A 16206-nucleotide genomic window follows, 5' to 3' on the forward strand; every position below is an offset into this window, starting at 1 on the left:
CCTCACTCCTCCGGCGCCATGCCGGAGCCCTGGCAGCCCAGGCACTCGACCGTGACCCGCTCACCCGCCACGGTCTCGCCGGCCCCCTCTTCGGCCGCGACGACACCGCGCCGGGGACTGGCGTATTTCCAGCCCCGCCCTCCGCACAACCCACACTGACCAGCCATGATCCAACAATTGCCCGGCGGGCTGTCGCGTCTCGACCGCGTGGATGTCCCGCCTGGGCGCATCGTGTCTCGCTTCGTCTCGTCTTTGTCTCCCCGTGATCCGCCGCGCTGGTTAACCTGGGCCTACCAGGGCTCCCCAACCCCGAGGGCGCGGATGATGACCGAGCAACCGATCATGCTGAAGTCGCTCCTACGCCAGCGCCACTGGCAGACCTACAGCACCTTCTGCCGGGAGTACGACAGGGCCGCCAAGAAGGTGGACCCCGCCCTCGCGGGCAGGTGGCCCAGCCGCGCCCAGCTCCACCGCTGGCTGTCCGGCGAACTCAAGGGCCTGCCCTACGCCGACCACTGCCGGGTCCTGGAGGCGATGTTCCCCGGCCTGACCGCCCACCAGTTGTTCTCCGCCGAAACCACAGCGGCAGCGGCCGTACCGGCACCCAGAAGCACCCCAGACAACACCACTCCCGCGCCCGACCCGTGCGAGGACGCGCGCTTCGCCGACGTGACAGCCGTCTTCAGCAGCCGGTCCGCCTACAGCGCCGCATACCCGCCCGCGTCCTTGTTCGACGGCGCCAAGGAGATCAACGCCTGCGGCCTGTCGCTGAACGTGATCTGCCAGAGCTACCCCGACCACCAGCTCACCCGCCTACTGGAGAGCGGCACCCGCATCCGCTGCCTGTTCCTGGACCCCAAGGGCGAGGCCATCAAGGCCCGCGAGCGCGAAGAGCACTACACCGACGGCACCCTCCAGACGTTGACGGCGCTCAACATCAGCATGCTCACCCGGCTCCGCGACCGCCTCGACCCCGAAGCCGCCGAACGGCTGGAGATCCACGTCTACGACGAGACGATCCGCTTCAACATCCTGATCGTGGACGGCTCGACCTGCGTCGTACAGCCCTACCTCCCGGCCGCCCGCGGAGTCGACTCACCTACGCTCGTCATCACCGACAACACCGCCGCCGACGGGCTGTTCCCCGTCTTCGACCAGGTCTTCACCTCTATGTGGGAGCGGAGCAAACCCGTATGACCCTTGACGCCCGCGCGCTACTGCCCATAGCTGAGCAGGCCGTCACCATCGCCAGCCACATCATCACCACCAAGCTCCCCGGCCTCGTCACAGCCAAAGGCGACCGCGACATGGTCACCGAAGTGGACTACGCCGCCGAGCACGCCGTACGCGACTTCCTATCCCGAGAGACCCCCGAGATCGGGTTCCTCGGCGAGGAGGAAGGCATCACCAGCGCCGGCGACGGCCTCATGTGGGCACTCGACCCACTCGACGGCACCGCCAACTTCACCCACGGCATCCCCCTGTGCGGCACCTCGCTTGGCCTGATCGACCACGACCGCTCCATCCTCGGCGTGATCGACCTCCCCTTCCTCGCCACCCGATACGCCGCAGCCGAAACCGGCGGAGCCACCGCCAACGGCCACCCCATCAGCGCCAGCACCACCGACGCCCTACAGGCCGCCATCGTCTCCGTCGGCGACTACGCCGTAGGCAAGGACGCCGAGGCCAAGAACCGCGTCCGCCTACCGCTCAACTACCAACTCGCCACCCGCGTGCAGCGCGTCCGCATGTTCGGCTCCGCCGCCGTCGATCTCGCATGGGTCGCCGAAGGCAAAACCGACGCCTGCATCATGCTGTCCAACAACCCCTGGGACACCGCCGCAGGCGTCCTCATCGCCCGTGAAGCCGGAGCCATCGTCACCGACATCGACGGCAGCGCTCACACCATGAAGGCCCGCGCCACGATTGCAGCGGCGCCCAAGATCCTCGCTGACTTGGTCAAGCTCGTCGCAGGTGCCGAGAAGGACGCGGAGCGTACGGCGTAGCGCCGAAGCCGCCGGTCCCCAGTGGAATTCCTTTATCCCAGGCTGTTCAGGGAACGTCCGACTACCAAGCTAGGGATAATCGCCGGACAGCCTCCACATGCACAGGAGCAGGATATGTCGTCCATCGTTGACCATTCGTGATCAATGTCGGCGCATGGACGGGCAGCGTGACATGGCGTGGGGCTCTGCTGTCCCGCGTTAAATCAGCGTCGGAGCGGTACCCCCGTCATCGGGGGATGAGCTCGCGAGACTGTGACGAGGTTTACGGTCTGCGCGAGTCGTTGGCCAGCGGACGCCATCGGATGACAGTTCCGCGCTAGTCAACTGCGAATCCGACAAGATTTTATCCAACAGTTCGGCCTGAACCTGCTCAATATCAACGAGACGAGTCAGCATGGTAAGCAGGTCGATGAATTCACCGGTCCATTCCGACGGCCACGTATCGGGATGAATGTCGTTTAGTGGAGACCCGGCTCGTCCGCCCGGTTCTTTTCTGCGGTAGTTGAACCACGATCCGATCACGTTTCGGCCACCTACGGCGTACGCCCATACCTCTGGGCGCACCGGACCAAACTCGCCATCTCCTAGTAGGATTACCTGCCGTTCCGGCACGTAGGTCATGAGCTGCGGCATCGCTGTGATCGGAGCGTGCGATAGAGGCTGACGAGGATCGCCTGCGGGATAGCGAATCGATCCTTCAGGGCGATCGGCGCTAGTGAAAGTCAGACCATACGTATGCAGCCAGACAACATAGGAGCCAAGCTCTACAGCATCGCCCCAGTGAGCGGCGTTTGCGGTAATTGGTACTCGTATCCCGGGAGTGGTTAGCTCGTCAGCGAAATTGCTTGTGAAGTGGGGGTGCGCGGTAACGCCCGCGATGTAGGCGATCACATCTGCAGCGCCCACCTCGATATCTAGTCGGCTCGATAGCGATTGGAGCAGACCAGGTGCCAAGTTCGGCGATCCATCTGGGTGAACAAGTGGCAGTGTTCGACCTCCCCGGTTGTTGAAGTAGTGAAAGTCGGGGATCAACGCACTGAACACGAGCCCTGGCCCTGAAGTGATTACCTCTGTGTGCTGTTCGACGCAAAATATCTGCCCTGGAATGCGAGCAGCCCACAAGTCCTTGCGAGGCATATCCATGAGACGAGGGTCAGCAATTACCCATTGACGGTCGAAGGCCCGGTAACCAACGCGGACACTGGTAACGGATGAATTGGTCTCTTGGCCAACCGCGGTACCGGTATGCCGGTGGGTGTCGCTTCCGGGCAGAGGTGGCTTCACTTTGTTGAGGTTGGCGTCACGCCCCTCCTTAAATAGCTCAGACTTGCGGTTGGGATCGTTCTCGCCGATCAGCATCGCCCAGCGCCTACTTAGCGTCTCACCGCTAGGCGCATATACCCACGTTCGCGTGGGAAATATGCCTGGGGAGTACCAGGGAAGTAGGTCAGCAAGCGCTGGATAGTCGTCCCATCCACTTACGGCTGCGGGGGTGAAGGGCGCTTCCCATCCAGTACGACAGTCTCGCCAATCGTCGCCGCCGAGTTCGGTCCCACAAAGCTGCGCGAACTTTTCTGATTGACGGCCATGCAGGGCGCGGTAGTGAATGGGAGCAGGCTCTTCGTCCGAACTGCCGACCCGGCGTACAAAAATCCCGATCGCCATTTCCTGGCGGACGCCAGGGAAAATCCTGGTAGGTACATCCGGGGTCTGACCTTCGGGGGTTAGGTCGATGATCCAGCCTTCAGAAGCGTACTTGCGCAGGTACTTCCGCATGCCCTTGAAGGCAGTTCCAGTAAGGTAGCCAGACAGAGTGATGAAACATATCACCCCAGCGTCGCTTTGAGAATCAGTGGGGGTGGACTCCCAAACCTTCCAGGTTGCCCACCGCCAGAAGTAGATATACAGGTTCTTGAGCTTGGCCTTAAAACGCTCCATGCCCGGGATGTACCAGTCGTCCAAAATAGCATGACGGCTCTGGTCTAGGCTTCCATTCTCAACCCAGCCGCCGACCCCGTTGGCCAGCTCCCCCCAGGGCGGGTTGCCGATGACTACGGTGACGTTTGTGCGTGCTTTAATCTCGTTGGCGCGCCTGCGCGCCTGCGCGATGAGTTGCATTGCGTAACCGAGCTGAGCTTCGGCTGCATACGGGTCATCGAGGGTATCGGTTACATACAGTTTCATCCCGCCATTGGGCGGCTGTGCGCCATGCAAAGCCAAAAGATCTGCAGCACGTAGTTCAGCGACTGCATATGGGCCCATTTGCAATTCAAAACCGATAGTTCGCTCGGCTGCACTTCTAACTGCGCCAGGGACCGAACCGGGACCATCATGTACTGAGGCGTTCGCCGCAATCCGTTCAAGAACAGTTTGAAGATACGTTCCGGTGCCCATTGCAGGGTCCACCGTTGTCACAGTCTCGTCAGCAAACCCGCGCGACTTGCCTAGCCGCGTAACTAGCACGTCTTCGGTGAGCCGAACCATCTGCTCGACCAGCTCGACGGGCGTGTAGTAGGAGCCGGACGCCTTTCGAAGTTCAGGATCGTACTGGTCGAGAAAGTGTTCATACAGATGTAGATAGGTGTCACGGCGCCCGCGACGTACCCGGGGCCAGTTAACCGCATCCACGACCCGAGCAAGTAAATCGAGTGTGACCTTGAAGTCGGCCACTAGGTCGTCAGTGAGCAACTGGAGGGCTTTCCCCATCAGAGAGTGTTCGGCCCTCAGTTCCTCGCCAATAAGATGCAGGGATTTCCCCGCAACTGTGATTCCGTTCGTGCGAGCTAGTAGCAGAGCAAAGGTGACGGTCTGAGCGTAACCGTCTGCGAACGTATCGTCAGAAGCCTGTGGGAACAGCATTTTACGCCAGTCCTGCGCCAAGCCTAGGAACGGCTGGACGCTGGGATCTGCACCCCCACGTATGGCTGCCCGTTCGGCAGCTAGTTGGTCGAGGACTTCGCCACGTAGCAATCGGGTGAGTGGGGCAACGGCACGTACCAGAGAGGCCACGCTGGTTATTGGAGCTGGGTTCCAGCGTAGGAATTCTATCAGCAGCTTTTCAAATGCTGGGGGCGCAGTCACGTCACCGCTGTTTAGGTCCCCAAGGAATTGGACAGGTGTGTCGACCGCCTCGCCGTCACGGTAAAGCCGCCACTCGGTGCCGTTCGTGTACAGCAGGTTGGGCAGGTCCCGTTGCCGTTCCCATTGAAGTTTATCGTGATCCCGCAGACTGGCAGGATCGATACTCTTCCCCGGAGCCTTGACCTCAACGTAGCCAGTGATGGCCCCGTTGATGCTGACACCATAGTCCGGACGCACCTGCCGTTGCGTATCGCGCACTTCGTCATGGAAGACGGCCGTGAGACTGAGTTGCTGGCCGGCAGCGCTGAGGAGTGCCTCTATTGGGCTGCGGATCGCCGCTTCACGCTCACCGGGGCCGGCGAGTTTGCTCGCGCAGGCAGCACCGAACTGACGAACAGCGAGGTCAAGCCATGCCGGGACTTCTGTCATCCGCGCTCCTAGATCGTGGTGCTCCTGAAACACTACCGACAGACGGCACCTAACCCCAGACATCTTGGCTAGTCTGTGATCTTGGCTTTCTCTAAGGGTTGCGATGCAGCCAAACGGGATGCGCAGGTAGAAACTGGACGTCTAAGCTCAGCTCATGCGGAGCATCGAAGACGTCTTGACATACGCCCGCGCGCAGGCTGACGCGCTTGAGCAGGACATGATCTGGACTCCTGGCGACTATGGAGGAGGCTGGTGGGCAGCCTCCCCGCAGAGTCTCCAGTCACGAATAGTGGCTCGGGCCGCCGCCGCCTTGGAGTTCCTTCGCCAGTACGCAGGGCCGAACAGTTTCTGGACGCTCCAAGCAACCACCGTCTACAACAACAAGGGCGAGAATCAATCAACCGAATCCGGAGCACGTGCCATCGGCGAGCTCTTGCGCGCATGGGCGGATCAGGTCGAGGCGGGGATTGTTGAGATTGTTGGAGCCCGAGCTTGGGCTGAGTTCGGTGTTGCCAGCACGGATCTTATGAGTCAGGTTCGCCGACTTCTTGAAGACCACGAGGCGCACCCCGCAGCAGCAATCGTCCTATGTGGGGCAGCGTTGGAAATCGCGCTGCGCGCTGCGGCAGAAGCTCACAGCCTCGTGCTTCCCCCCCGGCCCACGTTGAGCACCCTCACTGCGTTGCTACGGAGTGCGAATCTGATCACCAAGCAAGATGTCAAGGACATCGAGGCTTGCGGTGGCATCCGCAACGCGGCAGCGCACGGCTTATTCGATGAGCTGAGCCGCGAGCGGGCTGGCGTCATGGAGTTACAGACGAACATCCTGCTGCGCCGACTCGCCGATCTGCATTCAGGCCCGAACCCGGAACAGGCCCTTCCTGCCTAGACATGGCTGTCCACTTAGCAAACGCAGAGCTTGCCGAATTGTTCTTTTAGGGATCAAGGGCGGCGCTCCGCGCCGCCTCGCGGCCCTGCGCCCGCTCGGCGGCCGGGCATGCGGCCTTAGGGGCCGGTCCCGGCCGCCGGCAGCTCGGGCCGCCAGCATTGCATGGGTAGCGACCTCGAAGGGTTCCCTTACCTGCACGAGGTTTCGGGCCGTTTTAATTCACCTTTCGACGGAACGCGTGGACATCGCATCGAATCTGATGTACCTCTATTTATGTCAGCGTTGTTCCGCGTCCCAGGAGAATCAATGAGTTCAGAGGGCCGGGTAGTCTCGGAAGAGTTACTAGACCTCAATCAGCAGATTCTGAGAAAAGAGTTCGACCTGAGCCGAGCCAAACTATTTCAAAAGCTTTTTAAGATAGGGATAGTTCTTGGGCCTGTCAGCTTTGTGGCAATATATGTAGTCACATGGGCAACTTATGGCAGATTCGACATGATGCCAGTAAATCTTATTGCAATCCCTTTAACTCTAGCAACTCTCTTTGCATGTGGTGCTTACGCAAGTGAGGTTAACTCGCCCGATACAAGAACGAAGTCACCAGGAGAGGTGGCTCTAGAGCTTGCGATCCTCATTGAGAAAAAGAGACTGAAGGCGTCCGAACTAGCCTTATCGGTGAAGGAGCGGCGCACAATCTATCGAGAGGACGCAGTTCGAGATATCAAAGGATTAAGGAAGGAGAGTAAGTATTATAGGCGTATTCATAATCTGATGCAATCGGCGGTAATCGTTGGCTCGCTTGCAACTACAACGGTCAGCGGGTTGGCAGTCGAGCAAGACAACCTCCGATGGGCCTCCGTCGCGAGTAGCTTTGTCGTAGGAATAGCTGCAGGATTCACCGGATATTTTAAATTCAAGGAGCGTGGATTTTATCTGCAGCAAACTGCTGATGCCATTGAGCAAGAATGGCATGCTGTCGAACTCGGCATCGGGCGATACAAGCGGATACCGAAAGAAGAGGAGCAGCTGGCAGAATTTGTCGAGGAAGTTGAGCGACTTAAGTCTGAACAGCGTAAGCGTGAACAGAATCTAGAGCAGCCGCCGGAAAGTAGAGAATCGGCGTCTAGTTAAGATCATCACGCTGATATTGAACGCAGTTCTGCCTCACGATCGCCTGTAAGTGGCTGACGACGTGCGCTGGCTGGGGGCGATCGGCGGTCCGGGACTTCGTTCCTCAGCCCCGGCCCAACGGAGCGCCGTTGGTTGCAGTTTGGGTTGCAGTACAGGGCAGCCCAGGGCAGTTCAAGATGGACCGAACAGGCCCGCTGACCTGTATTGAACCGTTCGGAACCATGATCGGCCGAGCTTTTAATCCGTCGGTTCAGGGTTCGAGTCCCTGGCGCCCCACCTGCGAAAACAGCCCTACGAGGGTGATCGTTTGGAGCTGTTGACGGCTACGGTCCTACGCGAGTCCCCCGAGCGCCTTTTCGAGCTTGTCGAGCGCGGTCGCCTGGTGCTCGGGCAGCACGTGACGATCGTGCTGTGGCCGAGGATCTCCATGATGGTTCTGTTCGGGTGTCCACGCCCTGAGCGAGCAGGATCGTGGCGCAGGTGTGCCGGAGGTCGTGCAGCCGTACCCGCCGCGTCGCACACGGCCCGGAAGTGCCGGTAGAGGTTCTCCGGCTCGATGGCGGTCCCGATGTGCGTCGTGAAGACCAGGCCGCGCGGGTTGTTCCACGCCGTCCCGGCCGCCAGGCACTCCGCGGCTTGCTCGGCCCTGTGCTCCTTGAGGACCTTCACCAGGTTCTCCGGGAGCCGGATCGTACGACGAGAGCGCTGCGTCTTCAGCGGCACGAGCTTGAGCCCTTCGCCCTTCTGCCGCTGGAGTGCCTGCCGGACGCGGAGCACGCCGTTGTCCAGGTCGACGTCATCCCAGCGGAGCCCGAGCGCCTCACCGCGCCGAAGGCCTGCTGGAGGCAGTCCGTGGTGCGCTGTCGATTACTGGTATCGAGGAGCTGTGCGGCTGTGGTTGACATCCCCTGCCGCCGATTCTCGTGCGGCAACGATGCAGCAGTCGGAAACGGATCAGGGCCCGCACCCGTGAAGGTGTGAGCCCTGATAATTTTGTCAGGCGGCAACGATGCTCTCGGCCTGAGGGCCCTTCTGGCCCTGGGTGACATCGAAAGCCACCTTCTGGCCCTCACGCAGCTCGCGGTAGCCGCCCTGAGAGACGATGTTCGAGTAGTGTGCGAAGACGTCGGCGCCGCCGCCGTCCTGCTCGATGAAGCCGAAGCCCTTTTCCGCGTTGAACCACTTCACGGTGCCAGAAGCCATGTTGATCTCCTCTTGATGGGCGTAGCCGAAATCCGCACTGTCACGAATTCCGCGTTGCCGCGATAGGCCCACACCCGGAGAAGACCGGCAAACAAAAAAATGCACCTGAGGCTACATACCGTCAGGTGCACACAAGTTCACTATGGGTACCACAACTGCAACTGCGTCTAACCTAACACCCGTGAGGCGTCTCTCACGCTTCCCGGCGGACCGAACATCTGACGTCACGGCTACGTCAGGGGTTGACTCGGCCTGCGAATCACCCTCTCCCTGACAGCACCCTGCCCGTACCTGTCTCGGTTACTGCGTGTAACCGGCCTGGACCGCACCATCTCAATGGTGGCCTAGCCAAAGACTCGTATCCTGCCCCACGACGCAGGCATCATGCTCTCGCCTGGGAAGCGAGCGATCCGCGCGGGCGAAGACCCACGGGCGCGTCGTGGCCGAAGAGGGCCCTTCGCGATGGCTCAGAAGCTGCTGATCCGTGTCGTGGTATACGGGGCGAGCCGTGCCGCCACCACATGCCTGAAGTTGACCACGTAGGTGAATGGGCCCGGCTCTCCCTCGTGGGAAATTTGGAGGGACACCACAGTGCCCTGCTCCATCCAACTGACGAGTTTCTCGGCTGTGGGCATCGTGCCCTGCATGCGGAGGATCAGTTCCTTTTCCTTGCCAACGCTGAGTAAGTAGAGCAGCCCCGAGGGGGCGTCCGTGGCCATACGATTCTCCTCGCATCAGGGACGGTGGCCCGGTCCACATCGGTATCCCCGCGATCCTCGGGCGTAGCCGGATCTCAGCGGTGATGTCCACGGCGGGAATCCGCGTCGCCGCTGCCGAGGCTTCTGGAGCCGTGCCGTCGCAGGCTCGCCGGGATCGGCCTCGTCCGGCCGGAGTGCCCGGCGGAGTCGACGGGCCACCGAACACGCCGGCAACCACGTGTCTCCGACCTGGGCACCCCGGAGGCCGCTCTGGGGTGGTCCGAATCCCCACGGACCGCGGCCCATCTCACAGTCAAGCCCCGGGCGCCTCAAGAGGAAACCGGCAACGCCAGATGAGCCGATCACCCCTGCTGATGGTGGCACCCGGTCAGCGTGGGTGACCGAGCGCTCCTGCTCAGGCCCGGACTCCGGCCTGCACCTGGACGACGCGGTCAGCGCTCACCAGGCCTGTCGCAAGCCCGCCCACCGGCCAGCGGAAGGAGTAGAATTCCTAATACCGAGGGCATTTCCAATGCCGGCAATGGCGTCGGCACGTCTGCGGCGTTTCATCAGACGCAGCCCCGCCAGCGCTGAGACAGGTCGGCCGATCATGACGCTGACGCACACTCCCTCCCCGCCGGCAGTTCCCATCGCCCTTGTTCTGGCGGAGCAGTCGCATGACGTATCCGTCGTACGGCTCAGCCTGGAACCCAGCTCTCGTCGCACGCGTGCTGTGGACGGGGAATGGTGGCCCAGGTTAACGGATGCGGCGGCCGAACTCCCGGGTCTCATCGCAGCCGTCGACCGCCGGCTGGGGAGGATGACACTCCGGGTCGGCCTGCATGTGGACGCCTGGAGCAACATTCCGCACCGTATTCCGGTCGCCGGCCGGGCTGTGAAGGTCGGATGGTTCCAATCCATGGACCGCGGGCTGGTTACCCTGACCATCAACGGCCACGAGGGAATAACGTTGCGGGTGATACCGCCGGAGGCCGCATACGCGTCGGCCCCCAGGGACCCGAACGGTGCGCCTCCCGTGGAGGACCGAACTCCCGCGCCCGGGGTCCCGGCGGAACAAGAGGCAGAGCAGGATGTCTGGGAGGACGAAGGCGGCCGCTTCGGGCGATCTGGCTTCCCGTGATACCGCATCGCGTCCGGCTCTCTGCCCGCCTTCGCGTTCTCGCTGGGCCACTTCGTGCCGACGAACCTCACCGCCGGCGAGACCGTCAGATCGGTGGGACACGTCGCGCGCCTACGATGTCGCGCTAGGGGTAATAGACCCGTTCCAACGTGCAGATCACTCATTCTCGATCTGTCTGGTGTGGCGGCATGCGACGGCTGCGGGCTGGGAGTCCCGGTCGGCATCCAGCGCCGCGCCAAGACGATGGGGATCACCCTCTCCCTGACATGCCTTCACGGGCCCGACCGCCTACCAGTCCGTTACCGGTCCTGGATCGCTTCCTGTGTCCATCATGGCCCCGGCCTGCGGCTGCCGGACGCGGGCACCGGGTACACATCCGTACGGGTGGCCGTTCGTGGCCTGGGTCCTCGGTGGTTGCCGCTCCCTCGGAAGGCTCTGTCTGTGATCCTTATGCGTGCGTCCGCATCCCCTGCATTCCTGCGCCCACTGGCGACAGCCGCGCAGTGGCTGACGACGCCGCTGCTTCCCGAGGACTACTTCGGGTTGATCAACCCGCTCTGGGGCGCGGAGGAGCTGTGCGGCCGGGTCGAGACGGTGCATGCGGAAACCGCCGACGCGGCGACCCTGGTGATCCGCCCGGGCCGGGGCTGGGTCACGCACCGCCCCGGCCAGTGGGTCCGGATCGGCGTCGACATCGACGGGCGGCGTCACTGGCGCACCTTCTCGCTGTCATCGGCCCCAGACAGGCCCGACGGTCGCGTCACCGTCACGGTCAAGGCCGCGCACGGCGGGCTCGTCTCCAACTACCTGGTGCGGAGCACGGCGCCCGGGACGCTGCTCAGGCTGGCCCGGCCCGAGGGGGCGTTCGTCCTTCCCGAGCCACCACCCCCACGACTGCTGTTCGTGACCGCCGGGAGCGGCATCACACCGGTGATGGCAATGCTGGACGGCCTGCGTCCAGACGATGCGGACGGACCGGATGTCGTACTGGTCCATTCGGCGCCGACATCCGCCGACGTCATCTTCGGCGGGCGACTCCGGAGCCTGGCCGCGCGATGGCCGCGGCTTCGGTTGCACGAACGGCACACGCAGCCGGAGGGGCGGCTGCGGCCCGCGGATCTGGCCCGGCTCTGCCCGGACTGGACCGAACGGTCCGTCTGGGCGTGCGGACCGCCGGCGATGCTCGACGACATCGCCGCGTACTGGACCGGCCCCGCGGACGGGCTCCATGTCGAGCGCTTCAGCCTGGTGCCGTCGGCGGCAGCGGGTTCGGGGGGACGCGTCCGGTTCACCCGGAGCGGCCGAGAAGCCGAGGCCGGCGGCGGAACGCCGTTGCTGGCCGTCGGCGAGAGCGCGGGGGTGCTCATGCCGAGCGGCTGCCGCATGGGCATCTGCTACGGATGCGTCGCGCGCCTTCGCTCCGGCCAGGTACGTGACGTACGGACCGGCCAGGTGCACGGAGACGCGGGAGAGATGATCCAGACCTGCGTGTCGGTGGCGGCCGGCCCGGTCGAGATCGAGCTGTGAAAGGAACACTCATGCCTGCCACATCCCGTCCGGTCCCATTCGACGCCGAAGGGTTCGGCCGCGAGCTGGACAAGATTCGCGACGAGGTGCTCGCGAGCCTCGGCGAGCGGGACGCGGCTTATATCCGGCGTCTCATCGCAGTCCAGCGCAAGCTGGAGCTGGGCGGAAGGGCGCTGCTGTTCGCCTCCTGGCTGCCCCCCGCCTGGGCCGCCGGCACGACGGCACTGGCCGTCGCGAAGATCCTGGAGAACATGGAGATCGGGCACAACGTCCTGCACGGGCAGTGGGACTGGATGCGGGACCCGAAGATCCACTCGACCACCTGGGAGTGGGACTTCGCTTCTCCGGCCGATCAGTGGAAGCACTCCCACAACTTCGTCCACCACACCTGGACGAACGTGCTCGGCAAAGACCGCGACATCGGCTACTCGGCGATGCGGATCAGCCCGGAGCAGCGATGGCATCCGATCTATCTCGCTCAGCCGTTCTACAACGCGCTGCTGGCGCTCTTCTTCGAGTACGGCATCGCGATATACGACCTGGAACTCGAGCGCATCCCGTCAGGGAAGAAGGACCTGAAGGAGGCCTTGACCCAACTTCGTGCCGTCGCGGGCAAGATTCGGCGCCAGGTTGTCAAGGACTACGTCGCGTTCCCGCTGCTCGCCGGTCCGGCCTTCCTCCCGGTCCTGCTCGGCAACCTGACCGCGAACCTGGCCCGCAACGTGTGGGGGCACACCATCATCTTCTGCGGCCACTTTCCGGAGGGCGCGGAGGTCTTCACCGAGGACCGGCTCGAGAACGAGACCCGCGGCGAGTGGTACGTACGGCAGCTACTCGGTTCGTGCAACATCGACGGCGGACGCCTGTTCCACATCATGAGCGGCAATCTGAGCCACCAGATCGAGCATCACCTGTTTCCCGACCTGCCCAGCAACCGGTACGGGGAGATCGCGCCGCGGGTCCGCGCCCTGTGCGAGCGTTTCGGTCTGCCGTACACGTCCGGATCGCTGGCCCGGCAGGCGGGTTCGGTCTGGAAGCGTGTCCTGCGCCTGGCCCTGCCGGGGCCGAGCCCGCAGCGACCGGCGGCCGGGCCGCCGGCGTCGTTCAAGGCGGCGGCCTGAGCCCGAGCGGATCCACTGCCGCATGGCACGGCCCCGTACAGGATCAGGTGTCAGCGCCGCACGCGGGAAGGCGTAGCGCGAGAAGGGCGACGTCGTCGGTGGTTCCGAGGGGTATGCGTCGCACGATCTCGTCGCACAAGTCCTCCAGCGGGCGGTGAGCCGCGGCCGCGGCCTGACGCAGCAGCCGGGCCAGTCCGGTGGCCAGGTCGCTGCCGGGGCTTTCAACGAGGCCGTCGGTGTAGAGCACGAGGGTGCTCCCGGCCGGCATCTGCTCGACGGCGTCGCGCCTGGTTGATTCGATATCCATGCGGAGCCCGAGCAGGAGATCCTGCCTGTGTTCCAGGTAGCGGGCATGCCCGTCAGGGGTGACCAGCAGAGGCGGCGGATGCCCGGCGTTGCTCCAGCGCAACTGCCAGGGACCACCTTCGGGGCCCTCCACACGCCCGAAGATCATCGTCGCCATGGGCACGTCCGTCACGGCCGACATCGCCTCATCCACGCGGTTGACGACCAGGCTGGGCGACACGCAGCGGTCCCACGCCAGCGTGCGCACCATGCTGCGCAGCTGGGCCATCTCAGCGGCGGCCGTGATGTCGTGGCCGACCACGTCACCGATGACCAGGGCGGTGACGCCGTCGGGCAGCAGGAAGGCGTCGTACCAGTCGCCCCCGACCTGAGACCCCACCGGGGCCGGCAGGTAGCGCGCGGCCATCTCAAGGTGGCCCACCTGCGGCAGCGGGGCCAACAGGTGACGTTGCATCATTTCGGCCACCTCGCGTTGCCGGCCGAACAGGCGCGCGTTGCCCACTGCCAACCCCGCGCGCTGTCCGATGTCGGCGACCAGCGTCACATCGGTGGCGTCGAAGGGGCGGGCCGGGTCGGTGCGCGCCACGGTGAGAGCCCCCAGCACCTGCCGCTGGGTGCGTAGCGGCGTGATGATCGCCGACACCGCTCCCCGGACCGCGAACAGCTCACGCTGCGCGGCGGCCATGCCGGAGCCCGCCTCGCCGACCATCTCATCCGGACCCAACAAGACGGTCTCACCCCGGTCCAGCACCCGTGCCAGCAGGGGACTCGATGGCTCGGGCAGCGGGGGCCTCCTCGCCTCATCCGCAGGAGGGATCACCACCACCCGCTGCACCTCATCGTGATCGATACGCAGATCCACCACCGCCCAGTCGGCCAGTCGCGGGACGATCAGCCTGCCCAGCCGTTGCAAGGCCTCGTCCACGTCCAGCGTCTGGGTCAGCACAGAGGTGATCTCAGTGACCAGCGTCAGGCGGGCATTGAAATGCTCCAACATGGCCAGTTGGTCGGCCTGCTGACGAGAAAGGTGCAGCCGCTCGGTGATGTCGGAGAAGACGACGATCAACCCGAGCACCTGCCCGCCCTCCAGTATCGGAGCGGCCGACAAGGAGACCGGCAGCAGGCTGCCGTCGCCCCGTGAGAAGGTCGACTCTTCGCCACGCGCCGGACGACCGTGCTCCAGCACCCCCATCAGCCGGCAGGTGGAGCGGGAAGTCACCACATCGTCGGCGTCCCTGTGCAGCAAATCGTGGGCATCGGCGCCCAGCATCTCCGCCACGGGACGGCCCAGCAACGCCCCGGCCTGCCGGTTCGCCATGGTGATACGCCCGGCATGATCAGTCAGATAGATACCCGCCCCCGCGCTGTTGAAGGCCGCCCGCAGCAACCTCTGGTCGGGCAGCCCGGCATGGCCATGCGCACTGGGCAGATGCCGCATCATCGCCGCGTTGCCTTCCTTCGATCCATCGCTGCCTACGCCCTACCCGCCGACACCCCGAGCACGCGGGGCAACGCGCGGCCATATCGCGGCGCGCGAGGTCGTCACCTCACGAGAAGCTCATCTCCGCCAGACCTTTCTCCACCGTCACGTCAGGCGAGTAGCCCAGTTCCGTCCGCGCGGCGGTGATGTCGTAGGAACGGTCACGGCCGGTGAAGCTCACCAGCCAGTTCGTCAGCGGGGGCGCCGTCTTGCGGCGAAGCAGGCGTGCCGTGCGGTCCATCATCGCGGCCATGGGCACCGCCATCGCCAGAGGGACGCTGCGGCTCTTGGACAGATCCACGCCGCGGGTCGCCAGCAAGGGGGTGAGGAAGTCTCGAACGGGCATCGGCGTGCCGTCCGTCACGTAGTACACCCCGCGGTGGCGGCCCCGTGTGAGCGCGAGGATCGCGGCACCGGCCAGGTTTTCAACGTGCACGAAGTCGACGATGTGCTTACCGTGATCGATCCAGGCGAACCGTCCCGCCTCGGCTACCTCGACCATTTCGTTGATCGTCTTCATTCCGCGACCCCAGATGAACGGCGGGCGGAGCACGACCAGCTCGGTGTTCTCGCTGTGGGCTTTCAACAGTGCGCGCTCGGTGGCCAGCTTGACACGGCTGTAGGCGATGTTCGGCCGGCCTTCCGCCGTCGACTCGTCGACGACGGGATGACGTTGACTGCCCGTGGAGACAGACGCGGCGCTGATGAGCACGAAGCGTCGCACCCCGGCCGCGACGCTCGCGGCGTGTAGCGCGACGGTCGGCACGTGGTTGGCCTGTTCGAAGAGCGAGTCGGGCCCCCAGAACTCCATGTGAGCCGCGACGTGCACGACCGCGTCGGCCTCGCGCAGCTTGGCGAGCCAGGTCGGCGCCGGGGAACCGGCCCGGCCGAGCTCGGCGAGATCGCCAGGAACGGCATCGGCTCCGGCCGCCTGTACCCGCTGAATGCTCAAGCCCGATCTGGCAAGCGCCATGACCTCATGTCCTTCGGCGACGAGGAGATGGGCGAGAGCGCCGCCGACGAAACCGCTGCCGCCAGTGACAAAGACCTTCATGCTTGCACTCCTTGTGATTGAGGACGCACTTCTCGTGCGCGCCCGGTTGTCGGCGCCGTACCAGATACATCGCTATCGAATAGTTTGGTATCAATGCATCGACGTCTATGTAACCTCCCGTACGATGGGTGCGTCAAGTGGAG

14 protein-coding genes are annotated in these 16206 nt (G+C 64.0%); 7 read left to right on the top strand and 7 right to left on the bottom strand.

Going from position 1 to position 16206, the window contains the following annotated elements; genetic code table 11:
- Positions 1-2: 2 nt before the first annotated feature.
- Positions 3-167, bottom strand: a complete 165-nt coding sequence (locus HHX31_RS26165) for a hypothetical protein (protein WP_161628197.1) — start codon at positions 165-167, stop codon at positions 3-5.
- A gap of 175 nt (positions 168-342) precedes the next feature.
- Between HHX31_RS26165 and HHX31_RS26170 the strand changes: the two genes are divergently transcribed.
- Positions 343-1197 carry a DUF5919 domain-containing protein gene (locus HHX31_RS26170; RefSeq protein ID WP_211590356.1) on the top strand — a complete coding sequence of 285 codons (855 nt, stop codon included), beginning with the start codon at positions 343-345 and terminating at the stop codon, positions 1195-1197.
- On the top strand, positions 1194-2006 hold the full coding sequence (locus HHX31_RS26175) for an inositol monophosphatase family protein (protein WP_169951174.1): 813 nt from the start codon (positions 1194-1196) through the stop codon (positions 2004-2006). Before HHX31_RS26170 ends, HHX31_RS26175 begins: the two co-directional genes overlap by 4 nt.
- 198 nt (positions 2007-2204) lie before the next feature.
- Here HHX31_RS26175 and HHX31_RS26180 read toward each other — a convergent pair whose 3' ends face one another.
- Positions 2205-5516 carry a type ISP restriction/modification enzyme gene (locus tag HHX31_RS26180; protein WP_169951176.1) on the bottom strand — a complete coding sequence of 1104 codons (3312 nt, stop codon included), beginning with the start codon at positions 5514-5516 and terminating at the stop codon, positions 2205-2207.
- A 154-nt stretch (positions 5517-5670) separates the two neighbouring features.
- Between HHX31_RS26180 and HHX31_RS26185 the strand changes: the two genes are divergently transcribed.
- The gene (locus HHX31_RS26185) at positions 5671-6405 is read left to right on the top strand and encodes a hypothetical protein (RefSeq protein WP_169951177.1); all 735 of its coding nucleotides are present in this window, start codon (positions 5671-5673) and stop codon (positions 6403-6405) included.
- Positions 6406-6711: 306 nt separating this feature from the next.
- Positions 6712-7533, top strand: a complete 822-nt coding sequence (locus tag HHX31_RS26190) for an SLATT domain-containing protein (protein ID WP_211590357.1) — start codon at positions 6712-6714, stop codon at positions 7531-7533.
- A gap of 291 nt (positions 7534-7824) precedes the next feature.
- Here HHX31_RS26190 and HHX31_RS26195 read toward each other — a convergent pair whose 3' ends face one another.
- From HHX31_RS26195 to HHX31_RS26205, 3 genes are all read right to left on the bottom strand, one after another.
- Positions 7825-8382: a site-specific integrase gene (locus tag HHX31_RS26195; RefSeq protein ID WP_169951414.1), complete on the bottom strand. Its 558-nt coding sequence runs from the start codon at positions 8380-8382 to the stop codon at positions 7825-7827.
- A 147-nt stretch (positions 8383-8529) separates the two neighbouring features.
- Positions 8530-8736 carry a cold-shock protein gene (locus tag HHX31_RS26200; RefSeq protein ID WP_169951179.1) on the bottom strand — a complete coding sequence of 69 codons (207 nt, stop codon included), beginning with the start codon at positions 8734-8736 and terminating at the stop codon, positions 8530-8532.
- Between the two features lie 467 nt (positions 8737-9203).
- Entirely contained in the window at positions 9204-9455 is a 252-nt protein-coding gene (locus HHX31_RS26205) for a hypothetical protein (protein ID WP_030512071.1), read from the bottom strand.
- A 589-nt stretch (positions 9456-10044) separates the two neighbouring features.
- Here HHX31_RS26205 and HHX31_RS26210 point away from each other — a divergent pair.
- The 3 genes from HHX31_RS26210 to HHX31_RS26220 all read left to right on the top strand — a co-directional run bounded on the left by HHX31_RS26210 (position 10045) and on the right by HHX31_RS26220 (position 13223).
- A complete protein-coding gene (locus HHX31_RS26210; RefSeq protein ID WP_169951181.1) occupies positions 10045-10575 on the top strand; it encodes a DUF5994 family protein in 531 nt (176 codons plus the stop codon).
- 450 nt (positions 10576-11025) lie between these two features.
- Positions 11026-12102, top strand: a complete 1077-nt coding sequence (locus HHX31_RS26215; protein ID WP_169951415.1) for a ferredoxin reductase — start codon at positions 11026-11028, stop codon at positions 12100-12102.
- Positions 12103-12113: 11 nt separating this feature from the next.
- Positions 12114-13223 carry an acyl-CoA desaturase gene (locus tag HHX31_RS26220; protein WP_169951183.1) on the top strand — a complete coding sequence of 370 codons (1110 nt, stop codon included), beginning with the start codon at positions 12114-12116 and terminating at the stop codon, positions 13221-13223.
- 43 nt (positions 13224-13266) lie between these two features.
- Here the strand turns inward: HHX31_RS26220 and HHX31_RS26225 are convergent, their stop codons facing one another.
- Together HHX31_RS26225 and HHX31_RS26230 are read right to left on the bottom strand one after the other, a co-directional pair.
- Positions 13267-14970 carry a SpoIIE family protein phosphatase gene (locus HHX31_RS26225; protein ID WP_169951185.1) on the bottom strand — a complete coding sequence of 568 codons (1704 nt, stop codon included), beginning with the start codon at positions 14968-14970 and terminating at the stop codon, positions 13267-13269.
- A 106-nt stretch (positions 14971-15076) separates the two neighbouring features.
- Positions 15077-16063 (bottom strand): NAD(P)-dependent oxidoreductase, encoded by a 987-nt coding sequence (locus HHX31_RS26230; RefSeq protein ID WP_169951187.1) that lies wholly within the window; start codon positions 16061-16063, stop codon positions 15077-15079.
- Positions 16064-16206 lie beyond the last annotated feature (143 nt).

The sequence above is a fragment of the Microbispora sp. H11081 genome (assembly GCF_012999535.1).
Lineage (GTDB): Bacteria > Actinomycetota > Actinomycetes > Streptosporangiales > Streptosporangiaceae > Microbispora.